Origin of the sequence: Actinomyces sp. SKVG-SVH-4(1) (assembly GCF_048514265.1) — a bacterium.
Classification (GTDB): Bacteria; Actinomycetota; Actinomycetes; order Actinomycetales; family Actinomycetaceae; genus Actinomyces; species Actinomyces oris.
Map to the genome: position 1 here is coordinate 125,889 of NZ_JBGEVE010000008.1, position 12,785 is coordinate 138,673.

General features: G+C 70.9%; 10 protein-coding genes. 6 read left to right on the forward strand and 4 right to left on the reverse strand.

Translation table 11 applies throughout. The features are described from left to right. Nucleotides 1-163: 163 nt before the first annotated feature. From AB7V09_RS08470 to AB7V09_RS08480, 3 genes are all read right to left on the reverse strand, one after another. Nucleotides 164-1,825 carry an L-serine ammonia-lyase gene (locus AB7V09_RS08470; RefSeq protein WP_279013874.1) on the reverse strand — a complete coding sequence of 554 codons (1,662 nt, stop codon included), beginning with the start codon at nucleotides 1,823-1,825 and terminating at the stop codon, nucleotides 164-166. A gap of 61 nt (nucleotides 1,826-1,886) precedes the next feature. Then, a complete protein-coding gene (locus tag AB7V09_RS08475) occupies nucleotides 1,887-3,890 on the reverse strand; it encodes an alpha-amylase family protein (RefSeq protein WP_419143485.1) in 2,004 nt (667 codons plus the stop codon). 459 nt (nucleotides 3,891-4,349) lie between these two features. Next, the gene (locus AB7V09_RS08480; RefSeq protein ID WP_419143495.1) at nucleotides 4,350-4,805 is read right to left on the reverse strand and encodes a winged helix-turn-helix transcriptional regulator; all 456 of its coding nucleotides are present in this window, start codon (nucleotides 4,803-4,805) and stop codon (nucleotides 4,350-4,352) included. Nucleotides 4,806-5,044: 239 nt separating this feature from the next. Between AB7V09_RS08480 and AB7V09_RS08485 the strand changes: the two genes are divergently transcribed. The 5 genes from AB7V09_RS08485 to AB7V09_RS08505 all read left to right on the forward strand — a co-directional run bounded on the left by AB7V09_RS08485 (nucleotide 5,045) and on the right by AB7V09_RS08505 (nucleotide 8,999). Continuing rightward, nucleotides 5,045-5,656, forward strand: a complete 612-nt coding sequence (locus tag AB7V09_RS08485; RefSeq protein WP_419143486.1) for an NAD(P)-dependent oxidoreductase — start codon at nucleotides 5,045-5,047, stop codon at nucleotides 5,654-5,656. Between the two features lie 96 nt (nucleotides 5,657-5,752). Beyond that, nucleotides 5,753-6,559, forward strand: coding sequence for a bifunctional hydroxymethylpyrimidine kinase/phosphomethylpyrimidine kinase (thiD, locus tag AB7V09_RS08490; protein WP_419143487.1), 807 nt, complete (start codon nucleotides 5,753-5,755; stop codon nucleotides 6,557-6,559). 315 nt (nucleotides 6,560-6,874) lie between these two features. Next, nucleotides 6,875-7,225, forward strand: coding sequence for a PadR family transcriptional regulator (locus AB7V09_RS08495; protein WP_419143488.1), 351 nt, complete (start codon nucleotides 6,875-6,877; stop codon nucleotides 7,223-7,225). After that, nucleotides 7,222-8,211, forward strand: a complete 990-nt coding sequence (locus tag AB7V09_RS08500; protein ID WP_419143489.1) for an ATP-binding cassette domain-containing protein — start codon at nucleotides 7,222-7,224, stop codon at nucleotides 8,209-8,211. The genes AB7V09_RS08495 and AB7V09_RS08500 overlap by 4 nt, the downstream gene beginning before the upstream one ends. After that, on the forward strand, nucleotides 8,208-8,999 hold the full coding sequence (locus tag AB7V09_RS08505; RefSeq protein WP_419143490.1) for an ABC transporter permease: 792 nt from the start codon (nucleotides 8,208-8,210) through the stop codon (nucleotides 8,997-8,999). Before AB7V09_RS08500 ends, AB7V09_RS08505 begins: the two co-directional genes overlap by 4 nt. Here AB7V09_RS08505 and dnaB read toward each other — a convergent pair. Further along, nucleotides 8,990-10,414: a replicative DNA helicase gene (dnaB, locus tag AB7V09_RS08510; RefSeq protein ID WP_009406849.1), complete on the reverse strand. Its 1,425-nt coding sequence runs from the start codon at nucleotides 10,412-10,414 to the stop codon at nucleotides 8,990-8,992. The genes AB7V09_RS08505 and dnaB overlap by 10 nt on opposite strands. Before the next feature lie 794 nt (nucleotides 10,415-11,208). Between dnaB and AB7V09_RS08515 the strand changes: the two genes are divergently transcribed. After that, nucleotides 11,209-12,627, forward strand: a complete 1,419-nt coding sequence (locus AB7V09_RS08515) for an MATE family efflux transporter (RefSeq protein ID WP_419143491.1) — start codon at nucleotides 11,209-11,211, stop codon at nucleotides 12,625-12,627. The last annotated feature ends 158 nt before the right edge of the window (nucleotides 12,628-12,785 follow it).

Consider the following 12,785-nt stretch of genomic DNA (forward strand, 5'->3'; position numbering starts at 1 on the left):
ACCGTAAGCACTCCGTTATCTTCCTCGCATCACGGTTGGTCGTCAAGCGACTCGACAGAAGATTGAGATCAAGCAGGTGACCTCAGCAACGCGCGGGACTCGTATAGAGTACTCAAGTCCACATCCTGGAGTACGCATTTTCAGTGACCAGTGTCGAGGTGGTTTAGCACTCCACGACGTTGACGGCCAGGCCGCCGCGGGAGGTCTCCTTGTACTTGGCGAGCATGTCCTCGCCGGTCTGGCGCATCGTCTCGATGACGGTGTCGAGGCTGACGGCGTGCCGGCCCTCGCCCCACAGGGCCATGCGGGCGGCGTTGATGGCCTTGACGGCCGCCACCGCGTTGCGCTCGATGCAGGGGATCTGGACGAGTCCGCCCACCGGGTCGCAGGTGAGCCCCAGGTTGTGCTCCATGGCGATCTCGGCGGCGTTCTCCACCTGGGCGGGCGTCCCACCCAGGGCCTCGGCCAGGCCGGCGGCCGCCATCGAGGAGGCCGATCCGACCTCCCCCTGGCAACCCACCTCGGCCCCCGCGATCGAGGCATTGGTCTTGATGAGCCCGCCCACGGCGGTGGCGGCCAGCAGGAAGCGGCGGGCGCCGTCGTCGTCGGCCCCGGGGATGAAACGCTCGTAGTAGGCCAGGACCGCCGGGACGATGCCCGCCGCGCCGTTCGTGGGGGCGGTGACGACGCGGCGCCCGGCGGCGTTCTCCTCGTTGACCGCGAGCGCGAACAGGTCCACCCAGTCCATGCCGCGCAGGGGGTCGGCCATGGTGAAGGCGGCGGCCGGGCCACTCGACTGGGCGCGCAGCCGCTCGTGGAGGGCCTTGGCGCGGCGGCGCACCCCGAGCCCGCCGGGCAGGATGCCCTCGGCGTTCATGCCGGCCTCGATGCAGGCCCGCATCGTGGCACGCAACCGGTCCAGGTAGGCGATGACCTCCTCCCGGCTGCGGGCGGAGAGCTCGTTGGCCAGGACGACGTCGGAGACGCTCAGACCCTCGCGCTCGCAGATCGCCAGCATCGCGGCCGAGGTGGTGAAGGGGAAGGGCGCAGGGGTGGCGTGGGCCTGGGAGGCGGAGGCGGTCGCCAGGGCCTGGATCGACGGCGCCCCGGGAGCTCCGACGTCCTCCATGACGAAGCCGCCGCCCACGGAGTAGTAGGTGCGGCGCAGAATCTCGGCGCCGCTGGCGCAGTAGGCGGTCAGGGTCATGCCGTTGACGTGGTAGGGCAGGACCCGCCCGGGCAGGAAGTGGATGTCGGCGCTCGGGCTGAAGGGGACGGGGCCGACGCCATCGACCACCAGCTCGCCGGCGGCCTCGACCTCCTCCATGAGGGACTCGCACACGACGGCGGGGACCGTCTCGGGCTCGTAGCCGGCCAGGCCCATGACGGCGGCGCGGTCGGTGGCGTGCCCGCGGCCTGTGGCGCCCAGCGAGCCGTAGAGCTCGACGGTGACGCGGCTGGGCTGCGGCAGGCCGGAGCCGGGGGCCGGGGAGGCGCACTCGCCGTCGGACGCCCCCGCGCCGCCTGGGCGGACCGCCTCGGCCAGCTCCCGGCTGAAGGCGCGGCCGGCCCGCATGGGGCCCACGGTGTGGGAGGAGGAGGGGCCGATACCGATGCGCATGAGGTCGAAGACGCTCAGCGGGCGGGGCGCCTGCTCGACGTCGATGGCCCCGGCCAGAAGCGCCGCGGGCGTGGCCGAGTCCAGTGCCGCAGAGACGAGCGCGGTCTCCCGGGCGACGTCGGATGGCTCAGTGACCGCCGTGGTCGCAGAAGCGGCTGCGGAATCGGGGGCGTTTGACGAGGTGGAGAGGCTGCGGCGGGTCACGTGCTTAATGTTGCACGTCCGCCGCCCGGGGCCCAACTCCGTGCCGGGACCTTCGTCCGTCTCAGTCCGTGGGGCGCACCAGCCACCAGGCGGCGTAGGGCGGCACGGGCACGCGCCCCTCCCCCGCCCCGTCCAGCGTGGTGGAGCCGAAGGGAACCGTATCGGTCAGGACGTCGGTGGCTCCCATGACCCCGAGCCGGGCGAGCTGGTCGGCGGCCACCGAGCGCCACTGCGGCGTCACGTTGTACACGCCCACGAAGCTGCCCCGAGGGTGGTCGCGGTAGGTCACCAGCACCCCGGGATCGTCGACGTCCTGGACCTGGGTGCGCACAACGGCGTCGAGCTGGGGCAGGCCGGCGCGCACCTGCGCCATGTGCGCCAGGTCGGTGAAGACGCGCCCCTCGACGGTGGAGCGGTCGCGGCGGTTGGCCAGCCGGCCCTCGTCGAGTCGGGGGCGACCGGCCCAGCGCGAGTCGGCCTCGTGGCCCGGCTCGGTGTCCCAGTTGGGGTCGTTGGGCTGGGCGAGCTCGTCCCCGCTCCACAGGACGGGGATGCCGCCCCAGCCGTAGACGATGGCGTGGGCCATGCGCAGGGCGTGGATCCGCTCCTCGCGCCAGGTCCACAGCGCCTCGGCCTTGTGCTCGGGGGTCTCGTCGGTGACGCCCTCCCAGGCCTCGGTGGCGGCCTCGATCCCGATGAGTGAGGCGGCCGTCCCGGCGATGCGCCGGTCCCCGGTGGCCGGGTTGTGCTGGAAGACCAGGCCCGCGGCGTCGGAGGTGGGGTACTCGCCGCTGTACCAGTCGGACAGGAAGGACCGGTGGTCGTAGCCGCTCAGGCCCACGGCGGCCGCGTCGTCGTCGTCGATGGCCCAGCCGATGTCGTCGTGGCAGCGCAGGTAGGTGATCCAGGTGGCGGTGGAGGGCTCGACCGGCAGATTCTGGAGGGCCTCGACGGCCAGGGTCGTGTCGCGCGCGGCGAGCATGGACCAGATCTGGACCATGAGGGAGTTGTGGTAGGCCAGGTCGGAGACCTTGCCGGTGTACTTGCCCTGGCCGAGGTACTGGAGGAGCTCGGTGGGGGCGACGATCGCCTCGGCCTTGAGGTCGACGGCGGGGCAGGCGATGCGGGTCAGGGCGCGCAGGACCTCGGCGATGGCGTGGACCTCGGGCTGGCCCTGGCAGTCGGTGCCCTTGCGCTTGATGGTGAAGGCGATGGCGTCCAGGCGCAGCACCTCGACGCCGCGGTTGGCCAGGTTCAGGACGATGCCGGCGAACTCGGCCATGACGTGGGGGTTGCGCCAGTTGAGGTCCCACTGGAAGGAGTTGAAGGTGGTCCACACCCAGCCGCCCACGCCGTCGTCCCAGGCGAAGTTGCCGGGGGCGAAGTCGGGGAAGACCTCTGGCAGGCTGCGCTCGTAGGCGTCGGGCTCCGTGCGGTCGGGGAAGATGAGGAAGTAGTCGCGGTAGCGCTGCTCGCCGGCGCGGGCCCGCACCGCCCACTCGTGCTCGGCGGCCACGTGGTTGAGGACGAGGTCCACCACGAGGGAGATGCCCTCGGCGCGCAGCTCGCCGGCCAGGTGCTCGAGGTCCTCCATGGTGCCCAGGTCCGGGCGCACGGTGCGGTAGTCGGCGACCGCGTAGCCGCCGTCGGAGTCACCGGGGCGCGGGGTGAGCAGGGGCATGAGGTGGAGGTAGGTGACGCCCAGCTCGCGCAGGTAGTCGATGCGGTCCTCCACGCCACGCAGGGTGCCGGCGAAGCGCTCGGTGTAGGCGGCGTATCCGACGCGGCCGGGGTGCTGGGCCCAGGCGGGGTCGAGGGTGCGGGCCAGGTCCAGGCGGCGCAGCTCGTAGTCGCGCTCCGCGTAGGCCCGGGCGGCCAGGGCCAGCAGGTTGAGTGCCTCCTCCTCGGCGGCGTCGCCGTAGAGGGTGGTGAGCCCGTCGAGGAGGTCGGGGTACCAGGCCTCCGCGCGCGTGAGGAAGATGTCCCGCTCCACGGCCTCAAGCGGGTCCAGGACGTGGAAGACGATGTCGTTGAGGGATGGCGGGAGGGACGTGGCGGCGCTCATAGATCTATGGTCCCCGATTCGGCGGCGGCGCGGTACTGATTTCCTCATCGTCCCGTCGACCGGGGCGGCCATCGGCGAGGCGGCGGCACGGTCGGGTGCGCGATCGGCCGCACAGTCGGCCCCCCGCCGGGCACCAACAGGCGCCGCCGGGCGCGGTCGGGTGCGGCCCCACCTCCTGAACCCGCGGCGCCGGCCGCCTAAGCTCACGGTCCCGGCCTCCCGAGCCCACGGCGTCGGCCGCCTCAACCCGCAGGCCCACCACCGACGGGGACATTCCACGCGGCCGGGGGCGTGTCCTTCCGGGCGGGGGCATTCGACGCCGTCGGGGACCGGAATCCTGTCCCCGAACGCGCGGCACGTCCCCGGCCGACCGGGACGGCACCCGGCCGCGCAGAATGTCCCCGGCCGTAGAAACAGCCGCGGAAACAAGCGCGCTCACGTCCCGAGTGCGCCGGAGTGTCAGGATTCGACGGCGTCGTAGGACTCGCGGTGGGCCAGGATCTGGGCGGAGTGGGTGTGGATCCAGGTGCGCAGCGCGTCGATGGGGGCCTGGAGGCTGCGGCCCAGGTCGGTCAGCTCGTAGTCGACCCGTGGCGGCACACCCGGCAGCTGGGTGCGCGTCACCAGGCCGTCGCGCTCCATGGATCGCAGCGTCTGGGTGAGGACCTTGGGCGTCACCCCGCCGACCCGAGCGCGCAGCTCGCCGAAGCGGCTCGGCCCGTCGGCCAGGACCGTCACCACCAGCGGGGTCCAGCGATCGACGACGTGGCGCAGCACCGTGCGCGACGGGCAGGCGGGCGAGAGGATGTCGAAGTCGAAGACCGGAGCCTGAACTCCCTCAGCGGAGGGAGCCGCACAGCATGAAGCACTCTCCCGAGGAACAGCGTCTCCTAACTCGCCCGAGGATGGTTCGATCGTGCTTTCCACACCCGAGGTGTCGATGCCGCGAGCGGCAACGACACTCCTCGGACTGCTGACGCCACCTCGTGCGACCTCCCGCCGATCAGCCATCAACCCCTTAGTTCGTGACACAACACACTCCCTTAGTTACTTTGAGGTACTTAGTACCTAAATCATATCATCGAGTCATCGCGAGGTCGCCGGCACCCGGCGCACTCACCTCGGACCAGCACCCCACCTACCTGGAGGAAGTCATGAAGATCGCCGTCATCGGAGGAACCGGCATGGTCGGCTCGGCCACCGTCACCGAGGCCGCCGGCCGCGGCCACGAGGTCGTCTCCGCCTCGCGCTCGGGCCGTCACGCCGAGGGCGCCGCGCAGGACGTCACCCTCACCCTGGCCGACACGCAGGCCGTCGTCGACCTCATCAACAGCTCCGACGCCACCGTCATCACCGTCTCCGCCGGCCGCGGAGAGTCCGCCCAGCCCGTCATTGACGCTCACCGCGCCCTCATCGCGGCGGCCCCCACCGGCCGGCTCATCGTCGTCGGCGGCGCCGGCTCCCTGCTCACGCCCGACGGCACCCGTCTGGTGGACACCCCCGGGTTCCCCGAGGAGTACAAGCCCGAGGCCCTCGCCTTCGCCGAGGTCCTCGACCTCTACCGCGAGGCCGGCAGCGCCCTGAACTGGACCCTGCTCTCCCCCGCCCCGGAGTTCACCGACAAGCCACGCACCGGCACCTACACCGAGGGCGGCAACCAGCCCGCAGGCAGCGAGATCTCCGTGGCCGATTTCGCCGTCGCCCTGGTGGACGAGGCCGAGAAGGACGCGCACCGCGGCCACCGCTGGACCATCGCCAACGCCTGAGCCCACGGCCGCTGACGGCGCGCCCGCCGAGCCGGGCCGGTTCCATGCGACCGACCCGGCTTGGCTCGCGCGCCCAGACCGGTGCAGGCTTGACCCATGACTGCCATCGCCCTGACCATCGCCGGCTCCGAGGCCTCGGGCGGCGCCGGCGCCCAGACCGACCTCAAGACCTTCCACACCCTCGGCGTCTACGGTTGCACGGCTCTGACCTGCATCGTCTCCATGGACCCCAAGGACGGGTGGAACCACCGCTTCGTCCCCGTGGACCCCGGCGTCATCGCCGACCAGATCGAGACCTGCGCCGCCGTCCACTCGCGCGTCGACGCCGTCAAGATCGGCATGCTGGGCACGGCGCCCACCATCGACGTCGTTGAGCAGGCCCTGGAGACCTACGACTTCCCCACCGTGGTGCTCGACCCGGTCCTCATCTGCAAGGGCCAGGAGTTCGGGGGCGCCCTCGAGGTGGATAACGCCCTGCGCACCAAGATCCTGCCGCGCGCCACGATGACCACCCCGAACCTCTTCGAGGCCGCCACGCTGGCGGGCATGGAGGAGATCACCTCCGTCGAGCAGCTCAAGGACGCCGCCAAGCGCATCCACGACCAGGGCGTCCCCAATGTCCTGGCCAAGGCCGGCCCGTCGCTGGGCACCGGCACCGCGCTGGACGTCTTCTACGACGGCACCACCCTGGAGGTCCTCGAAGTTGAGGCCGTGGGCACCGAGCGCGTCCACGGCGCCGGCTGCACCCTGGCCGCCGCGGTGACCGCCGAGCTCGCCAAGGGCGCCTCCCCACTTGAGGCCGCCGTCACCGCCAAGGAGGTCGTCTCCTCCTCCATCCGGCACGGCCTGCGCGGCAACATGCCCTTCCTCTACGTCTACCAGGGTGAGTACCGACAGGCCTGAGCCGCACCGCTGAGGCGCCCCTCGGTTCCTCACCGATCTTCCCGCTTCCACCATCCGCCGCCGACGGTTGTCAGCCCGTCGACGGCGGATGTGCGTCTTCTACGCCCATTTCTGTCACTCCTGGCGACTTTTCAAGCGGACGGCTGCGGCCACCGACCCATCCGCACCGGCCTGACCTGCACAGATGCCCCAGGCCCACCGACGCGACGCAGCACCGCCCCACCTAAAAGTCGCCATCCGTGACAGATCAACCCGAGCAAACCGGCACGCCAGTCCAGTAGATAGACAACCTAGTAACTAGGTAGTCTATAAACCATGGACTCTTCAGCGTCGCGCCTCCTGCGCGGATTCCTGGAACCCTGTCTGCTCTCACTGCTGGCCGAGCACGCCGACTACGGGCTGTCCCTGGCGCAGCGGCTCGCCGCCGCCGGATTGGACGAGGTACCCGGCGGCACGCTCTACCCGGCTCTCATGCGCCTGGAGAAGCGCGGCCTCGTCGCAGTCTCCTGGCGCCCCTCCACCTCCGGGCCCGCCCGCAAGTACTACGAGCTGACGGACGCCGGACACACCGAGCTCGCCGCACGACGAGCCGAGTGGCGCACCTTCTCCACTGCGGTCGGCGCTCTCATCGAGGGCCGCAGGGTACGCACAGAGGCCCTCTCATGAGCCGGCCCGAGGAGACCAGGGACCCGGCGGTGGACACGACGGCCGACTGGTACCGAAGCTTCGCCGTGGAGCTCGCCTCCCGCGGTCTGCCGTCCTCCGAGGTCGAGCGCACGGCCGCCTCGACCCAGGCGGAGGCCGAGGCGGCCGGGGTTCCGCCCGGCGACCTGTACGGACCTGCAGTCCTCTACGCCCGGGAGGTCGCCTCTGCACTGCGGGACTACCAGGCCGACGCACCCACTCCCACCCCGCACAGCTCGTTACCCCACGCCACTGCTGACCTCGGCACCACCGACCTCACCACCGCATCTGCCAAGACTCTGCCCGCAACCCCCGTGGTCCTGCGCCTGAGGGACGTCTCCGCGCGCCGCGGCAGGCGCACAGTCCTATCCGGCATCAACCTCACCATCCACCGCGGCGAGGTCGTCGCCGTCGTTGGAGCCAACGGGGCCGGCAAGTCGACCCTGCTTCAGCTGTGCGCGGGCCTGCTGCGCGCAAGCGGTGGGAGCATCGAGAGGACACCGAACTTCGGCTACGCGCCTCAGCTCGACTCCTTGGCGCCGCTGCTGACGGTCGACGAGCACCTCCGGCTCTTCGGGGCGGCACGCGGGATCCGGCAAGGCCGCTCCATCTCGACCGGCCGCCGTCTCCTCACCCGCCTGGGCTGGACCGCCCGCGGAGACCAGACCGCCGGGACCCTCTCGGGTGGGACCCAGCAGAAGCTCAACGTCGCTCTCGCCCAGCTCGACGCGCCCGACCTGCTCCTCCTGGATGAGCCCTACCAAGGCCTTGACGCTCTGGCCTACGAGGATCTGTGGGCTCTCATCTCGGCCTGGCGCACCTCGGGCGCGGGCGTCCTGCTGGTCACCCACCTGCTGCGCGATGTCGACCTGGTCGACCGCGTCATCGAGCTCCCGGCCCCGCAGGAGGACGCAAGCCGGGCTGTCCTCCGAATGCCCCGGCGGGTACAGCGAAAGGAGTCCGCATGAGCACCTTGCCTGACCAGTCCACGCCGGAGACCAAGTGGGGCCGCTCCGAGGGCGCCCGGTTCCAGGCGAAGGCCGCAACCACGGGCCTGGTCGCACTCGTCACCCTGCGTGAACTCGCCCGACGGCGCGGCGCACTCGCACTGGCGACCCTCCTGCCCCTGACCTTCTACCTGGTGCGCCTGGAGACGCACTGGACCGCCATCCGGCTCCTGTCGATCGGCCTGGGCTGGGCGACGGCGACGCTGGCGCTGTTCACGCAGGTCTCGTCCCGCTCAGTGGACCGCCGCCTCGCCGTGAGCGGGGCTCGGCCCGCAAGCCTGCTGCTGGGCCGATACCTCGCCGTACTCGGGCTCGGCTGGATCCTCGGCCTGCTCTACAGCGGCCTCGTCCTGGCCACGATCGGCGACGAGCTCACCCACCCCGGCGCAGTGCCGGTCATGCTGCTGCTGACCGCCACCGTCGCCACTCCCCTGGGCTCCCTGGCCGCCGCCCTGGTTCCACGGGACCTCGAAGGCGCACTTCTACTGCTGTCAGTCATGGCGGTGCAGGTACTGGTGGATCCTTCCGAGGGCTGGACCCGAGTGCTGCCGCTGTGGTCGACCCGGGAACTCGCGAGCGTCGTCGTGGAGAACCTGGGGTCCGAGACCACCGACTACCTCCGCCGCGGACTGGCGCACGGCGCCGCCATGGCCGTCCTGCTGACGACGGCGAGCTGGGCCGTGGGCGTGCTGCGCCTGCGCACGGTCCGCCTCCCGGCCCCGTCCCCTGTCGGGCCGGCCTACTCGTAGGCGGGCTCGGGGGTGACGTCGCGCGCCATGTTGGCGAAGCGCGAGACGTGCCCCTGGAAGGCCACGGGGATGGTGCGGGTCTGCCCGTTACGGTGCTTGGCCACGATGATGTCGGCCTCGCCGGGGCGCTCCTCGTTGTTGTAGTACTCCGGGCGGTGCAGCAGCACGATGATGTCCGCATCCTGCTCCAGTGACCCGGACTCGCGCAGGTCGCTCATCTGGGGCTTGTTGCCGGTGCGCTGCTCGGGACCGCGGTTGAGCTGGGCGACGGCGATCACCGGGATCTCCAGCTCCTTGGCCAGCAGCTTGAGGGAGCGGGAGAACTCGGAGACCTCCTGCTGGCGCGACTCGACGCGCTTGCCCGAGCTCATGAGCTGGAGGTAGTCGATGACCATGAGCCCCAGGTTGTGCTGCTGCTTCATGCGCAGCGCCTTGGAGCGAATCTCCGGCATCGTGAGGTTGGGCGAGTCGTCGATGAACAGCGGTGCGTTGGAGACGGGGTTGTAGGCCACGGCGACGTCGGTCCAGTCGCGGTCCTCCATCTGGCGCGAGCCGCGCAGCTTGTTCATGTCAACGCTGGACTCGGCGGCCAGGATGCGCATCATGAGCTCCATGCGCCCCATCTCCAGGGAGAAGTAGCAGCTGGTGATCCCGTGGTGGATCGACGCCGAGCGGCAGAAGTCCACGGCGAGTGTGGACTTCCCCATGGCGGGGCGCGCCGCCACGATAATCATCTGGCCGGGGTGGAGCCCGCCGGTGAGCTCATCGAGCTCGATGAAGCCGGTCGGCACCCCGGTCAGCGCCCCGTTGTCGCGGTTCTGGGCGGCCTCGATCTCCAGGTTGGCCTCGCCCAGCAGCTCGGAGACGGCGACGTAGTCCTCCTTCTCCCCCTCGTGGTGAGCCACCGAGTAGACCTCGGCCTCGGCCAGCGTGACGAGCTCGGCGATGTCGCCGGCGTCGGTGGAGTACCCCAGCTGGGTGATGCGGGTGCCGGCCTGGACCAGGCCGCGCATGAGCGCCTTGTCCTTGACGATGCGGGCGTAATAACCGGCGTTGGCGGCGGTGGGGACGGTGGCCATGAGGGTGGCCAGGTAGGGGGCGCCGCCGATGCGCTCGAGCTCGCCGCGCTTGGAGAGCTCGTCGGCGACGATGAGCGGGTCGGCGGGCTCGGAGCGGTTGTAGACCTCGACGATCGCGTCGAAGATCGACTCGTGAGCCGAGCGGTAGAACTCCGGGCCGCGCAGGACATCGATGACGTCGGTGATGGCCTCCTTGCTCAGGAGCATGCCGCCGAGCGTGGCCATCTCGGCCTCGAGGTCCTGGGGCGGAAGGCGGTCGAAGGCAGAGCTGTCGGTGCGGACGCTTCCGCCGTCGGCGCCGCCCGAGCCGGCCTGAGCGCCCATGCCGTTGTCCATCGGCCACCTCCCGCACTGTCACGCCGGTTGGTCCCGGCTCGTCCTACTGCTCCCGACGACGGCCCGCGGCGTCAGGAAGACGCTCGCCCGCGTGGAGCGCGCGCGCGACGATAACGCCATCGGGCAGGCCCCGCAAACTCTCAAGTTCACCGGCCTTGGGGATATCGGCACGACCGCTGTGGGAAGACCCCCAACGCCTGGGGACAGAGGTGGGCAGGCTGTGGACACAGATGTGCGCACTGGTGGCGACTCCCCCGCAGGAAGGCGACTTTGCCTTGGTATACCAGGAATCTGAGAGTTCAGGGTTCCTATAGGTTCTTCCCACGACATCACAATGTGATCTGTGGACAAGTGGGTAAACCTGTGGACAAACATCATCTTCGACTTGAGGTCCGCACCGTTTGTGACTCCCCTACAGGGTGGTCCGTTCCAGTTATCCCCAACCCCCGCCATCTCGGCCGAACATCGGCTTCATCATGCATATCTTCAGCAAATATTCAGCCTTCTAGTACTTTCCTGGAGCTCGAAGAGTTGTGTGATCCCCCAGGACAATCCCGGCGATCCGTAGCCTCGGTCACGCCCAGGCTCCACCGCCGCGACCTCACCTCAACCTCATCCTCAACCTGGCCGTGAGGACCTCCCCGGACAGTCTCCCTCCGTGCTCGGAGCCGGCACCCGGCCCCTACCCTCGAGCGCTCCGCGGTGGCGGCCACGCGCTCCTCACTGCGCGGTACCGCCCGGGGACCGCCGAGGCGCTGATCCTCCGGCGCGGACCCCTGGTCCACAATGGGGCCGTGCCCAACACCAGTCACCCCGACTCCTCCGGCCTCAACCGTCAGGTCCTGTCCCTGGCCGTCCCCGCTCTGGGAGCTCTCATCGCTGAGCCGCTCTTCGTCCTGGCGGACTCGGCCATGGTCGGCCACCTCGGCGCGGTGAGCCTGGCGGGCCTTTCCCTGGCCTCGACGATCCTGACGACGACGGTGGGCCTGTTCGTCTTCCTGGCCTACGCCACCACGGCGACGACGGCGCGGCTGTTCGGGGCCGGCCGGCGCACCGAGGGCCTGCGGGCCGGCGTCGACGGCATGTGGCTGGCGCTCCTGCTGGGGCTGGGGGCGGGCGCCTTCCTCGGGCTGACCGCCCCCTGGCTGACCGCAGCGATGGGCGCCGACGGCGCGGTGGCTCAGGCGGCCGTGGCCTACCTGCGCGCCTCATGCCCGGGACTGCCCGGGATGTTCGTTGTCCTGGCTGCCACCGGCGTGCTGCGCGGCCTGCTGGACACGCGCACGCCCTTCGTCGTGGCCACGGCCGGGGCGGTCTTCAACGTCGTCGTCAACGCGATCCTGCTCTACGGCGTCGGAATGGGGATCGCGGGCTCGGGGGCCGGCACCGCGATCGCGCAGACGGCCATGGCGCTGGCGCTGGCCGGTCCGATCGCCCGGGCGGCCCGGGCGGCCGGCGTGGGACTGCTCCCCCACCGCCAGGGCCTGCGGGCCTCCCTGGGCAGTGGGACGCCCCTGCTCATCCGTTCACTGAGCCTGCGGGCGGCGATCCTGGCGACCGTGTGGGCGGCAACCGCGCTCGGGGAGGTGTCGCTGGCCGCCCACCAGGTGGTCAACGCCCTGTGGACCTTTGCGGCCTTCGCGCTGGATGCGCTGGCCGTGGCGGCGCAGGCCCTCATCGGCACCGCCCTGGGTCAGGCCCAGAGGGCGGACGCGGACTCGGCCGCACCGGAGGCTGAGGCCCTCACCGAGGAGGAGGCCGGGACTGCTGCGGCGACCGCCGGCTGGTCCATTGACGAGCTCCTGAAGCGGATGCTGGCCTGGGGCGCCGGGACGGGGGTCCTTATCGGCGTACTCATGGCGGCGGGCGCCGCCTGGCTGCCCCGCGCCTTCACCTCCGACCCGGGCGTCATCGCAGCCGCCACCCCGACGCTCCTGGTCGCGGCGAGCGCGCAGCCACTCGCCGGGGTCGTCTTCCTGCTCGACGGCGTGCTCATGGGCGCCGGCGACGGCCGCTACCTGGCCCGGGCGGGTCTGGTGACGCTGGTGCCCTATGTGCCGCTCGCGCTGCTCATCGGGGGCGGCGTGCTGCCAGGGGCTGGCGGGGCGACGTCGGGCCTGGTGCTGCTGTGGATCGCCTTCGCCTGGGTCTTCATGGCCGCCCGAGGCGCCACCACCTACCTGCGCTCGCGCGGCACCGCCTGGCGCCACTGACCTCCCCCTCGCCGCCCGGCCCCGCCGGCCCCTCGCCCCGCGCGGTCGTGCCTTATGCCTCGGGATCGAGGGTTAAGGGTACTGTGTTGTCTCATGACTTCTGAGAGTTTCGGATGTCATGACATCTGAGACACCGGTTGGGTGCGTCTGCCGGATGG

Coding starts and splice junctions, on each gene's coding strand:
- AB7V09_RS08475 (WP_419143485.1), bottom strand. CDS start 3,890: ATGAGCGCCGCCACGTCCCTCCCGCCATCCCTCAACGACATCGTCTTC.
- AB7V09_RS08505 (WP_419143490.1), top strand. CDS start 8,208: ATGAGCACCTTGCCTGACCAGTCCACGCCGGAGACCAAGTGGGGCCGC.
- thiD (WP_419143487.1), top strand. CDS start 5,753: ATGACTGCCATCGCCCTGACCATCGCCGGCTCCGAGGCCTCGGGCGGC.
- AB7V09_RS08500 (WP_419143489.1), top strand. CDS start 7,222: ATGAGCCGGCCCGAGGAGACCAGGGACCCGGCGGTGGACACGACGGCC.
- dnaB (WP_009406849.1), bottom strand. CDS start 10,414: ATGGACAACGGCATGGGCGCTCAGGCCGGCTCGGGCGGCGCCGACGGC.
- AB7V09_RS08485 (WP_419143486.1), top strand. CDS start 5,045: ATGAAGATCGCCGTCATCGGAGGAACCGGCATGGTCGGCTCGGCCACC.
- AB7V09_RS08495 (WP_419143488.1), top strand. CDS start 6,875: ATGGACTCTTCAGCGTCGCGCCTCCTGCGCGGATTCCTGGAACCCTGT.